Genomic DNA, 12,529 nt, shown 5'->3' with positions numbered 1-12,529 from the left:
TCATATATAGTTTATTGAGTTTTTAATTTTTTGTCAATACTTAAAATTAAATGCGTTTTAACTTGAACATATTTTATTTAATTAGATATTGTTCCCATTAAGAATGTTATTTGTCATATTTCAACAGCCTAAACAACAACAGTAGAAACAAAACAACGCTCCTTTCAGAGTTGGATAAACCAACGATAAAGGAGCGCTTAATTTTCTGAAATAAATTATTTATAGTGGCTTTAGAATCACGAGGTTTTCATCCATTTATTCTAGAAAAATTAGTTCTCTTGAAACAAGTTTAATTCTAACTAAACTTTCAACCAGCATTGTGTTGAGGTGGGTTTTTATACACATACCGAGCGCACTAAAAAAAGGAGCCGTTTCAAAATTATGAAACAACACCTTTTATAGTTAAATTTAAAGAGTTACTTTAGCACTCTCAAAAGTAGCCATGTTTTTTACCATAACATTTGCGGCCTGAACAATCGGATAAGCGATCGCAGCCCCAGTCCCTTCACCTAAACGTAAATCCAAGCTAATTAAGGCCTTCTTTCCAAGGAATTCAGAAGCAGCGATATGCCCTGGTTCAACAGATTGATGCGATACAAGCATATACTGCTCACTACCTGGTGCTAGTAATTTAGCAAGACAAGCCGATACTGTACAAATAAAGCCGTCTAATAAAATTGGCACACGTAATTCTGCCGCCGCAAGCATTGCACCTGTCATTGCGGCAATTTCCAGTCCACCTATTTTCGATAAAATATCAATGGCATCGTTTTTATTTGGTTGATGATACGCAATGGATTCACGGCACACTTCAATTTTATTTTGTAATTGTTCATCATTAATACCCGCGCCCCGACCAACAACAGATAGCGGATCTCTTTCTAGCAATACAGATAAAATAGCACTACTCGGTGTTGTATTACCAATACCTAACTCGCCTACGATTAAGCAACGAACACCACGAGCAATCGTTTGTTTTGCTGCCTCATAACCAACTTCAATTGCCTTCCATGCTTCCTCCGCTGTCATGGCACATTCTTTGGTAATATTCCCTGTTCCAATTCGGACCTTTTTCTTAATGACCTTTTCTGATGGGACATCTTGCATTATACCTACATCATAAACATCTACTGTCGCGCCAATCATTTGTCCGAAAATACTAATACCCGCTCCACCTTCTACCATGTTGATGGCCATTTGATGTGTCACAGATTGCGGTGCGGCGGATACATTTTCTACTACAACGCCATGATCTGCAGCAAATACTAAAATACCTGGCGTAATATCAGGCTTTACCTGACTTGTCATCCCTGCAAGTTGAATGGCAATTTCCTCTAAGCGCCCTAAACTACCAGGTGGCTTTGTAAGTGAGTCAATATATTGTCTAGCCTCTTCCATAACAGCGTCATCTAAACTTTGAATGGCAAATGATAACATAATATGTACACTCCTTAAAAACTAATTTTTCTATGAACATAGAATATTATAACATTTACGTACACCCATTTCTTCCATAAATCCACCTTTTACGGAACGAATTTACATAGTATGTTAATCTTCCTCATTTTCAAAAACTCGTGCCCATTTTGCATACTCCAAATTGCTAGACATATATTGAAGTGCCTAGTATTACCAGTAAATAAAAGGGAGGCCAAAAAAATGCACGCTCGACAATTTAAACTGGGGTATATGATTATTGCTGCTGTTATCTTCGGTTTATCAATTCTCACTGGCTATGCAATTTATGTATATTTTATTCAAGTACTCTAGATTACGAACTTTATAATTAGATAAAAGACGAAAGATACTGTTTCCTTTAAGATTGCGTCAAACTAAAAATCTCGAGGTAATGGTATTAAGGTATGAAAATCTAATTATTATATGTATATTTCAAGATTTATCCGCTCTTCAACAAAAAAGACTGAATGAAAATTCCATTCAGTCTTTTTTGCGTAGTAAATATAAAAAGATATCATTACATCATAATAGCACCATCTACATGTAATACATGTCCATGTACATAGGATGCTTCATCAGATGCAAGGAATAAATAGGCATTGGCAATATCCTCAGGTTTTCCAAGACGTTGTAGCGGAATCATATCTACCATTTTATCAATAACGTGCTGTGGCATTTTCTCCACCATAGATGTCATTGTAAAGCCTGGTGCAACTGCATTTACATTGATGCCTTTTCTCCCTAGCTCTTTTGCCCATGATTTCGTCATTCCAATAACCGCTGCCTTTGCTGCTGCATAGTTTGTTTGACCAATATTACCGTATACGCCACTTACTGATGTTGTATTTATAACTTTACCTGATTGTTGTTTAATAAAGTAAGGTATGACTTCTTGGGTACAATTAAATACGCCCGTTAAATTAATATTGATTACTTGCTGGAAGTCTTCATCAGTCATTTTGTACAACATCGCATCACGAGTAATACCTGCATTATTGATCAAAATATCAATTTGTCCAAATTGCTCAATTGTCTGATTCACTAGTTCCTTTACACTTTCACGGTTACTAACATCAGTCATAATATACTTAACTTGCTCATGCTGGAATTGCTCTGCTACTTCTTTTCCTGCCTCTTCATTGAAATCCGCGATCACCACCCTTGCACCTTCTTCTACGAAGCGTTTTACAGCAGCAAATCCTATGCCACTTGCTGCCCCTGTAACTATTGCCACCTTATCCAGTAAACGCATTCCATCCACCTACTTTATGAATATTTTCCTTTGCTCTTCTTCTACTAACGTTCTTCTTAAAATTTTCCCTACCGCCGTTTTAGGAAGTTCATCTCTAAATTCAACCTGCGTCGGTAGCTTATATTTTGCAAGTTTTCCATGGCAATATGAAATAATTTCTTCTTCAGTAGAGGATTTCCCTTCTACGAGCACTACAAATATTTTCACAGTTTCCCCTCGGTACGCATGGGGTATACCTATTGCTATGACTTCTTTGACAGCGGGATGATTAAATACAACTTCTTCTACCTCACGTGGATAAATATTAAATCCTCCAGAAATAATGACATCCTTTTTACGGCTTACTAAAAAGAAATATCCCTGCTCATCCATATAGGCTAAATCTCCAGTATAAAGCCAACCATCTCTTAAAACATTTGTAGTCTCTTCTGGCATTTCCCAATACCCTTTCATTACTTGTGGACCTTTAATCACAAGTTCTCCAGTTTCATTTAGCCCACATTCAGTTACACCATCTACAATAGAAACAATTTTACAGTTTGTATTTGGGATAGGCTGACCGATGCTTCCAGGTTTTCGTTCTCCATTTACAGGATTACTATGTGCTACTGGCGACGCTTCACTTAATCCATATGCATCGACTACCTTTGCACCAGTAATTTGTTCAAATTGATTTTTTACTTCAATAGGTAAAGGTGAAGATCCACTTATACATGTATGAATTGATGTAAGATCATATTTTTTTATTTCTGGGTGATGATTGACACCTACATAAATTGTTGGTGTTCCTGGAAACATCGAAATACGTTTGTTATGAATAATATCTAGTGTTTCAGTACTCGAAAATTTTCGCATAATTACCATTGTTGAATGAAGATAAATCATATAGTTCATTGAAACTGTCATACCATACACATGGAACAGCGGTAGCACATTCAAGAGTTTTTCTTTGTTTTTTTGCATATTGATGCCTAAATACCTATGTGTTTGTACCACGTTGGAAAAAATATTAAAGTGTGTCAGCATTACCCCCTTGGAAACCCCTGTTGTACCGCCAGTAAATTGAATTACTGCTACATCCTCTTTAGGATTAAGTATTGCACGTTCAATAGATGGGATCCCATGTTTTAAAATATAACCTAAACTATATGGCACTGATTCATCTGCCATATGAACATAAACCTTTTTGACAGTAGTTTCATTATGAAGGTCTTTAAATTCGCTAAGTAGGGATTCATCAATGATTAAAGTGCTCGTAGCTGTATTATTAAGCTGGTAATATAACTCACGTTTTGAATATTGCGTATTATTTTGAACAATTATTGCACCGATAATCAACGCTGCATAGAAGCTAATTACATACTCAATGCTATTATTCATCATTAATCCGACGCGATCGCCCTTTTTAATTCCATCCTTTTGCAGCTGATTTGCAAGTTTAAAGACGTCCTTCCCAAATTGTTCATACGTAATGGAGTGCTGATTTTGTATAAGTGCAATCTGTGATGGGCTTGATCCAAGAGCTTCATAGAAAATATCTACCATTGTTTTTTCTGGAATATCAATTTCCCAATCAACTTGAGGTGGATAATTTTTTTTCCATTGCATAGTAATATCCCTCCCTGAATAACATGCATAGGCAGATTTGTTACAACTTTCATTCTTTACTTATCCATTTTTCATAGCTAGATCAACTAGTTCTTTAGTTTCTTTAGAAATATGCTCCTCGAAGTATGGTTCCCATGCAACACGAGGCGCTGGTGGGTAAATAAGTGTACAAATTAACATACCTGTACAAGATAATCCCATTCCAATTGCAACTGGTGGAATAATAAATGTATAAACACCTTGATTTTGCAAAATTATTAGTAAAATATAAGTAACGGCACCAACAATTGTACCTACGTAAGCTGCTTGCTTATTTGCACGCTTCCAATACAATCCGAAGAAGATTGGCCCAATAAATGCGCAACCAAAGAATCCAAATACATATGCAGCAACCATCGCTATAAAGGCTGGAGGATTAATTGAGAACACAAATGAAATAATTGAAATGATAATTAATAAAACTTGTGTAATACGAATTAATGCCCTATCCTCTACCTTTTTCTTGCTAAGATTTCGGTATAAGTCGTATGATGTGGCGATTGACGCTTGTAAAATCATCCCATTTGCAGTAGAAAGTGCTGCTGCAAAAATTGCTGCAATCAATATACCTGCTACAAGTGGATTCATATGTTGGCTTATAAGTAATGGTACAATCTGATCTGTCGTCATTCCACTTGGCATTGTTGGTATCAGTACACGCCCACCAATTCCAAGTACTAGTAAACATGAAAATACTAATGTCAATAACCCAGTAGAAAGTAATGGGGTAAATACAGCTGTTTTCACATTTTTTGCTGATAACAGACGTGTTGGCCAATGTGGCGATACCGCCGCACCCAAAGAGTTAGATAAGAAAATCCCAATCATTGCTGCCATTGAGAATGTTCCTAGCGGGCTAAACAGTCCTCCTTTTGGAATTGCTGTTCCACCTTCAGTTGCCGCTGTATTAATAAGGGCCGCCTGTGCAAATAACTCACTTATGCCCCCAGTCTTCATTAAAATAAGGCTCGCAGCAAAAATAAGCCCAACGATAATCACAATCGTATTAAGTACATCCGTCAATGCAACCGACCATACCCCACCTAATACAGTAATTAAAATGAAGATGAGGAAGATAAAGATGGAAACGATATAACTTAACCCTGTGACTTGTGATAAAAGATAACCAATCCCTGTAATTTGAATTGTTACATAGCTGATATAACCGAAAATAATCATGACTGATGACCAACTCTGTAGGAAGCTCTTCTTTGCATAAGGCTCGAAACGCAATCTCATATACTCTGGAATTGTCCGCACTGGAAACATCGGACGACGAATTTTATATGCAATTAACGGTAGGATCGCTGTTGCAAAAAACCAACCAGCAAACCAACCTGTAATCCCAGCAAAGCCATTTGCGTATAGAATTCCTGGTACACCTAAAACTGATGCTGCACTTACCCATGTTGCTGTGAAGTAGAAAATACTAATGCCAAGGCTCATACTCCAGCCACCTACAGTAAAATCATCTATATTTGAACTTTTTTTATTTCCTTTAATAATGAAGTAGAACAGAACAATAACATATACAACTGCAATGATTGCTGTTGCAATATTCATACTTTCACCTCACTATTCACTTGTGTCACGTTCTCAGCTTTTTTTGCACCCCAACGCTCCACTCCAGAATCATTAATTTTCTTAATTAAAAACGCCGAATAAACCCATGGAATAATAATGACTGTAAACCAAATACTAAGTGCGATCCATCCCTCACCTGGAATATTAAACATATAACACACTCCTTATCATATTATTGATTTTATAGCCCAAAAGTACGCCATCCGCCATCCAAAAAGATTGTTTCACCTGTAATGTATGTCGACGCTTCACTTGCTAGAAAAATACATGCACCAACCATTTCTTGAGGTTTAGCCATTCTTCCGAGCGGTGTACGATTGTTAACCAACTCCTCAAATCCCTCACGTGAATTTTTTACTGCCTCAACCAAAGGAGTTTCTACGTAAGCTGGTGCAATTGCGTTGACACGCACACCAAGCTTCGCCCATTCTAATGCCAGCGTTTTTGTAAGCATCGTTACTCCCCCCTTACTTGCTGCATAAGCCACTGAACCAGTTATTCCTTGCTCTGAAGCAACTGAAGATACATTGATGATTGAACCAAACCCCTGTTCAATCATTACACGCCCTGCAAGCTGTGCGAATAAAAATACTCCTGTTAAATTCACACTGATAATTTTTTCGAAATCTTCTAGTGCCAAATCTTTTGCTGCCACTTTTTTTGTAATGCCTGCATTATTAATTAAAATATCAATAGTTCCGTACTTTTCCTTCGTGAAATTGATTACATGTTGAACTTGCTCTGTTTTTTCGACATCACAAGTCACTATCGCACATTCTCCTCCTATCGCATTAATCTCTTGCTGAAGTGTTACTAATTCTGATTCCGTTCGACTGCACACAATAACCTTTGCACCAGCCTCTGCTAACCCAATAGCGACACTACGGCCAATCCCACGACCAGCACCTGTAACAATTGCCACTTTATTTTCAAGACTAAACATTTCCATGAATTTCTCCCCCTAAACTAATAATTCATTAGCAATAATTAAACGTTGTATTTGATTAGTACCTTCATAGATTTGTGTAATTTTTGCATCACGCATATATCGTTCTACTGGGTAATCTCGAATATAGCCATTTCCACCCAATAGCTGAACTGCATCTATTGTCACACTCATTGCGATATCCGATGCGTAGCACTTCGCCATTGAAGAGTACAGCGGAATTTGGCTATCATTCTCTTGAATTCTTCTACCAGCTTCATAGATTAAAAGACGAGCAGTTTCCAATTGTATAAACATATCTGCAATTTTGGCGCGAGAAATCTGAAACTGGTCTAATGTACGACCAAATTGCGAACGTTGCTGAATGTAGTCTTTGGCGTATTCGAAAGCAGCAGTCGCAATGCCTAATGCTTGTGCACCCACAACTGGTCGCGTTTCATTGAAAACTTCCATCAAAATTTTAAATCCTTCTCCTTCTGTACCAATCATATTTTCCTTTGGTACACGGACATTCTCCAGGAATATTTCACGAGTGACTGAGCCTCGAATACCCATCTTTTCTTCTTTTTTACCGAAGCTTAAACCAGGTGTTCCTTTTTCAACGATGAAGAGGGATATCCCTTTTGTACGATGCTGACCCGTTCGTGTAACAAATACATAAATTTCAGCTTCTCCCGCATTTGTGATGAAAATTTTATGACCATTAATAATATAATCATTGCCATCTTTTACTGCCGTCGTCTTGACCCCGGATACATCAGACCCTGCTTGCGGTTCAGTAATTCCAAATGAACCAAGGACTTCACCACTTGCTAATCGTGGCAAATACTTCAATTTCTGCTCATGTGATGCACTAACCAAAAACGGTGCCATAGCTAATGCTTGTGTTGATAATGCCACACTTGTTGAAGCACAACCTTTCGCAATCTCTTCTGTTACCACTAATTGCGAATAATAGTCTGCGCCTCCTCCCCCGTACTCATCTGGTATATGAACACCAAACAAGCCGTTCTCCGCTAAGACACGAATATTTTCCCATGGCATTTCTCCCTTGGCATCCACTTCGTACGCATTCGGAATAAGGTAATCCTGCGCAATTTTTTTTGCTAATTCACGAATCATTTGACGTTCTTCAAGTAATTTTGTCATCATTTTTCTCCCCCATAATCGTAAAAACCTTTTCCTGTTTTTTTACCTAAATATCCTGCTTCCACCATACGTTTCAGCAAAGGACATGGACGATATTTTGAATCATTAAAGCCTTCAAATAAGCTCATACATGTGTCGTAAAGCACGTCTATCCCTACCGAATCCGCTAGTCTTAGTGGCCCAATAGGATGATTAGTTCCAAGTATCATGCCACGATCTATTTCTTCAGGATCATTGCCCTCCATAACTAAAAATGCAGCCTCGTTCAACATCGGCACAAGCACTCGGTTTACTGTAAAACCAGGAAAATCATTAGCAACAATAATCTTCTTGCCAATTTTTTCTCCAAATGCTCGAATTTTTTCAATTGTTTCATCCGAAGTATTCATGCCTTTAACGATCTCGACAAGCTTCATAATTGGTACCGGGCTAAAGAAATGCATTCCAACAACGTTTTCTGGACGCTTTGTAACATTACTCATCGCTGCAATTGAAAGTGAGGACGTATTACTTGCTAGTACCGCGTTAGGAGGGAGAATTTCATCCAGCTTTCTAAATACTTCTAATTTTAATTCCATTTTTTCAGGCACTGCTTCAATAGCTAAATCGCAATCATACCCATCCTGATAGTTTGTTGAAAAAGTGATATTATCGAACACCCACTCTACTGATTCCTCACTATTGAAACGGGTTATCATTTTCTTTATTCTTATTTTTGAACGATCTAATTCTTCCTTGGTCCGTTCGATAATTACAACATGTATTCCTTGTTGTGCAATGACTTGTGCGATTCCACCTCCCATTAATCCTCCACCAACGACTAAAACTTTTTTAAACGAGTTCAATAATTGTTGCTGCACCTAATCCACCTCCCACACATAATGAAGCAATTCCTTTTGATAAAGACTGCCTTTGTAATTCATGTAATAGTGTTACAATTACGCGTATCCCTGAAGCTCCAACCGGATGACCAAGTGCAATAGCACCGCCGTTTACATTTAACTTCTCATTCGGAATGTTAAGCTCTGTATTTACCGCTAACACTTGTGCTGCGAAAGCTTCATTTATTTCAACTAAGTCCATTTCATCCATTGATAAATCTACCTTATCGAGTGCTTTGAGCATTGCTGGCACTGGACCGATACCCATGATGGAAGGTTGAACACCATGTGAGGCAGTCGAAACTACCTTTGCTAACGGCTTTAATCCTAATCGTTGTACCGCCTGCTCAGATGCAAGCAGTATTGCAGCCGCACCATCATTTAATCCAGAAGCATTTCCTGCCGTAACTGTACCACCTTCCGCAAATGCAGGAGATAACTTAGCTAAATGTTCAAGTGAGGTATCTTTAGGATGCTCATCCTGATTAAAGATAACTTCCTTTCCTCGTAATTTCATCGCTACTGGCACGATTTCTCGTGTAAAACGATTTTCTTGAATAGCCATAAGCGCTCGTTGTTGACTTTGCAATGCGTATTCATCCTGAGTCTCTCTAGTTAATCCGTATTTTTGTACAAGATTTTCCGCTGTGATGCCCATATGATAATCTTCAATAGCACATATAAGTCCATCGTGCATAAGTGCATCAACTATTTTTGGATTGCCAATCCGTTTTCCCCAACGTGCATCCATCATCAGGTGCGGAACGTTTGTCATCGATTCAATTCCACCTACTACAACTAAATCTGCTTCACCTAGCTGAATTCGGTTCGCTCCTTGAATAAAAGCTGCCATTCCTGACGCACATTGCATATCAAGCGTCATCGCCACCGTTGAAATGGGAAGTTCCGTACGTATTGCGAGTTGCCTTGCCGGATTACCTTTTATTCCACTTTTAAACACATTACCAATATAAATCTCCGTAACTTCTTGCTTTAAAGCCGTATTTTCATTGAATAAAGAGTTGATAGCAATTTCACCTAAATCTACTGCCGATAGTGATTGTAGGGCTTTTCCAAATGAGCCAATCGGTGTTCTTTTTGCTTGTATAATATAAACAGTTTCCATAATTTCCACCTACTTAACATAATTTGGTCTTCTCTTTTCAACAAACGCTAGCAGACCCTCTCTAGCTTCGCCAATCGTAAATAATGATTGGAACATTTGCCGCTCTAGTTGGAGCCCCACCGTAAGTTCTTGATTTTCAATTCCCGTAATAAGTTCTTTAATAGCTTTTAGAGCATGACCATTGTGTTGTGCAATTTTCTTCCCCATTTCGAGAGCTTCTTTATCTACCTCTGAAACGATTTCACTAATTATTTTCATGTCATACGCTTTTTGCGCCGTAAATAGTTCGCCCGATAATATATAATGACTGGCGAAAGAGCTACCAGTAAGAGTCAATAACCGCTGCGTTCCCCCTCCTCCAGGTAAAATACCGAGTTTCACTTCTGGGAAACCAAATATTGCCGTTTCACTTGCTATCTTGATATCTGTGGAAAGAGCAAGTTCTAAACCACCACCAAGGCAATGCCCTTCAATTGCTGAAATAAAAATAATCGGGCTCACTTTCATAGCATATTGAATTTCAGCAACACGATTTGTAAATTCTTGAATCTCTTTGAGTGAAGCATCTAGCATTTCTTTAATATCAGCGCCAGCAGCAAAGTTTCCTTCACAACCTTTAATTATGACGACTTTTACATCTTGTTTTTGCAAATTGTAAATTGCTTCATTTAGTTCAATAATGAGCTGTGTATTAAGAGCATTTTTCGACTCTGGTCTGTTAAGTTTGATTTCAACTACTTTATTTTCACTATTTAGTGAACTGAGTTGAATCATTTTAAAAGATTGATTCATCGCCAACCCCTCCTTACATTATCTATAGCAATTTACATGCCAACCAAAATAATCAATATAAATCCTTATTTATAAGGCTTCTTACTTTCAGCTCAATAAAAATGGTTCAAAAACAAACCATAACCGGTTTGTTTTTGAACCATTTGTTATATTTCCGTTATTTCCGGTTCATATTTGAACCATACGAACAAAATCACCCTAAATTTTATAACGATTTATTTTGCGTAATAACGTAGCATGGCTAATGCCGAGCGCTTTTGCAGCTTTACGGATGGATGAATTTTCTCCAAGTGCTTTTCCAATGACGGCTCTTTCTGCCTCCTCAACCACTTCAATTAACGTTTTTGCTTCCTTATTATTTTGATATGCTGGTTGCTTGTTGATTTCTAACGGTAGATTTTTTTCACAAATTAAAGTATTTTCTACAAGTATTGCTAATTGCTCAACAACATTTTCAAGTTGGCGCACATTACCAGGCCACGTGTATTCCTTTAATAATTTTAAGGCACCAGAAGAAACTTGCAGATTTTTATTATATTTACGATTAAACTTTTCAAGAAAATGTTGGAAAAGCAAGGGAATATCTTCTTTTCGTTCTCGTAAAGGTGGTACTATTATTTGCACTACGTTGAGGCGGTAATACAGATCTTCTCGAAACTTACCTTCTTTTACTAACTGCTTCAAATCTTTATTCGTAGCAGCAATGTATCTCACATTTAATTGTTTCGTAGATGTTCCACCGACACGAGTAATTTCATTTGTTTGAATTGAGCGTAATAATTTCACTTGTAAATGAAGTGGCATCTCACCAATTTCATCGAGTAAGACGGTACCGTTATTTGCAACTTCTAGTAACCCAGCCTTACTTGTAGAAGCACCAGTAAATGCACCTTTCTCATATCCAAATAGTTCGGACTCTATTAAATTTTCTGGGATAGCCCCACAATTAATTTGAATATAGGCACTACTCTTCCTCTCACTAATTGTATGAATATTTTTTGCTACAACCTCTTTCCCTGTCCCAGATTCTCCTTGAATGAGTACTGTCGCATCCGTTTTCGCAATTTTCTCGATCATTTGCTTTACAGATTCCATATTAGGCGAACTACTTATTAATCCTTCTGTTTGCGTTAAATTCTTTCTTAAACGTTCGAGCTCAAGATAATTTAATGATATATACGCTAAATGTTCTTCAAACATGTTATTTAAAGATGTTAAATTTCTATAATTCGCTATATAACAGATAATCTCTCCGTCATCACCATACACTGGACTACTCGTAATAAATACATCTTTCTCATTACTTATTTTTTGATAAATTGTTAACGGATTTTTTTTTAATACATGACTCGTTGATTCCTTCAGTAGTCCACCATCAAGCATATTTTTTATCGTGTGATTAACTATGCTAGATAAAGGCTCTCCAGAAATTTTTTCAACTGCAGCGTTCGCGTAGAAAATACGTCCATCTAAATCCGTCAGTAAAATCCCTTCATAACTTTGTTCGATTGCTTGAATTAATATTTCATTGACCCCCACTAAAAACCACCTCTTTATTTGGTAATTCCCACTCGCGATATAGCATTTATTATACACAAGGTATCAAATAGATATATTAAAAATTAAATTATTTCATTTTTTCAGAATGATTAAACCCGCCGTTGGAGATTAGAAAAATGATATATATTAAGGGG

General features: G+C 37.3%; 11 protein-coding genes. All 11 read right to left on the bottom strand.

Annotation, left to right across the window (positions count from 1 at the left end):
- Window positions 1–408 precede the first annotated feature (408 nt).
- The 11 genes from cobT to MHI10_RS08240 all read right to left on the bottom strand — a co-directional run bounded on the left by cobT (window position 409) and on the right by MHI10_RS08240 (window position 12,374).
- Window positions 409–1,437, bottom strand: coding sequence for a nicotinate-nucleotide--dimethylbenzimidazole phosphoribosyltransferase (cobT, locus tag MHI10_RS08290; RefSeq protein WP_340784600.1), 1,029 nt, complete (start codon window positions 1,435–1,437; stop codon window positions 409–411).
- Between the two features lie 538 nt (window positions 1,438–1,975).
- Window positions 1,976–2,710, bottom strand: a complete 735-nt coding sequence (gene fabG, locus MHI10_RS08285; protein ID WP_340784598.1) for a 3-oxoacyl-ACP reductase FabG — start codon at window positions 2,708–2,710, stop codon at window positions 1,976–1,978.
- 9 nt (window positions 2,711–2,719) lie between these two features.
- Window positions 2,720–4,318: a long-chain-fatty-acid--CoA ligase gene (locus MHI10_RS08280; protein ID WP_340784597.1), complete on the bottom strand. Its 1,599-nt coding sequence runs from the start codon at window positions 4,316–4,318 to the stop codon at window positions 2,720–2,722.
- Between the two features lie 60 nt (window positions 4,319–4,378).
- Window positions 4,379–5,920: a sodium:solute symporter family protein gene (locus MHI10_RS08275; RefSeq protein WP_340784596.1), complete on the bottom strand. Its 1,542-nt coding sequence runs from the start codon at window positions 5,918–5,920 to the stop codon at window positions 4,379–4,381.
- Window positions 5,917–6,093, bottom strand: coding sequence for a hypothetical protein (locus MHI10_RS08270; protein WP_340784595.1), 177 nt, complete (start codon window positions 6,091–6,093; stop codon window positions 5,917–5,919). The genes MHI10_RS08275 and MHI10_RS08270 overlap by 4 nt, the downstream gene beginning before the upstream one ends.
- A 29-nt stretch (window positions 6,094–6,122) precedes the next feature.
- A complete protein-coding gene (locus tag MHI10_RS08265) occupies window positions 6,123–6,890 on the bottom strand; it encodes an SDR family NAD(P)-dependent oxidoreductase (RefSeq protein WP_340784592.1) in 768 nt (255 codons plus the stop codon).
- 12 nt (window positions 6,891–6,902) lie between these two features.
- Entirely contained in the window at window positions 6,903–8,036 is a 1,134-nt protein-coding gene (locus MHI10_RS08260; protein WP_340784590.1) for an acyl-CoA dehydrogenase family protein, read from the bottom strand.
- Window positions 8,036–8,896, bottom strand: a complete 861-nt coding sequence (locus MHI10_RS08255; RefSeq protein WP_340784589.1) for a 3-hydroxyacyl-CoA dehydrogenase family protein — start codon at window positions 8,894–8,896, stop codon at window positions 8,036–8,038. The genes MHI10_RS08260 and MHI10_RS08255 overlap by 1 nt, the downstream gene beginning before the upstream one ends.
- Window positions 8,868–10,043 carry a thiolase family protein gene (locus MHI10_RS08250; RefSeq protein ID WP_340784587.1) on the bottom strand — a complete coding sequence of 392 codons (1,176 nt, stop codon included), beginning with the start codon at window positions 10,041–10,043 and terminating at the stop codon, window positions 8,868–8,870. Before MHI10_RS08250 ends, MHI10_RS08255 begins: the two co-directional genes overlap by 29 nt.
- Window positions 10,044–10,052: 9 nt before the next feature.
- Entirely contained in the window at window positions 10,053–10,835 is a 783-nt protein-coding gene (locus MHI10_RS08245) for an enoyl-CoA hydratase/isomerase family protein (RefSeq protein ID WP_340784585.1), read from the bottom strand.
- A gap of 198 nt (window positions 10,836–11,033) precedes the next feature.
- Complete coding sequence (locus MHI10_RS08240) at window positions 11,034–12,374, bottom strand: sigma-54 interaction domain-containing protein (protein WP_340784582.1); 1,341 nt, start codon at window positions 12,372–12,374, stop codon at window positions 11,034–11,036.
- Window positions 12,375–12,529: the final 155 nt, after the last annotated feature.

Source organism: Solibacillus sp. FSL K6-1523, assembly GCF_038005225.1.
GTDB lineage: Bacteria > Bacillota > Bacilli > Bacillales_A > Planococcaceae > Solibacillus.
This window is presented reverse-complemented; position numbering and strand designations above follow the sequence as displayed.

Excerpts from the sequence above, each read along its gene's own strand:
- MHI10_RS08265 (WP_340784592.1), bottom strand. The coding sequence starts at position 6,890 with ATGGAAATGTTTAGTCTTGAAAATAAAGTGGCAATTGTTACAGGTGCT.
- MHI10_RS08270 (WP_340784595.1), bottom strand. The coding sequence starts at position 6,093 with ATGTTTAATATTCCAGGTGAGGGATGGATCGCACTTAGTATTTGGTTT.
- MHI10_RS08245 (WP_340784585.1), bottom strand. The coding sequence starts at position 10,835 with ATGAATCAATCTTTTAAAATGATTCAACTCAGTTCACTAAATAGTGAA.
- MHI10_RS08260 (WP_340784590.1), bottom strand. The coding sequence starts at position 8,036 with ATGACAAAATTACTTGAAGAACGTCAAATGATTCGTGAATTAGCAAAA.
- cobT (WP_340784600.1), bottom strand. The coding sequence starts at position 1,437 with ATGTTATCATTTGCCATTCAAAGTTTAGATGACGCTGTTATGGAAGAG.
- MHI10_RS08280 (WP_340784597.1), bottom strand. The coding sequence starts at position 4,318 with ATGCAATGGAAAAAAAATTATCCACCTCAAGTTGATTGGGAAATTGAT.
- MHI10_RS08275 (WP_340784596.1), bottom strand. The coding sequence starts at position 5,920 with ATGAATATTGCAACAGCAATCATTGCAGTTGTATATGTTATTGTTCTG.
- MHI10_RS08250 (WP_340784587.1), bottom strand. The coding sequence starts at position 10,043 with ATGGAAACTGTTTATATTATACAAGCAAAAAGAACACCGATTGGCTCA.
- fabG (WP_340784598.1), bottom strand. The coding sequence starts at position 2,710 with ATGCGTTTACTGGATAAGGTGGCAATAGTTACAGGGGCAGCAAGTGGC.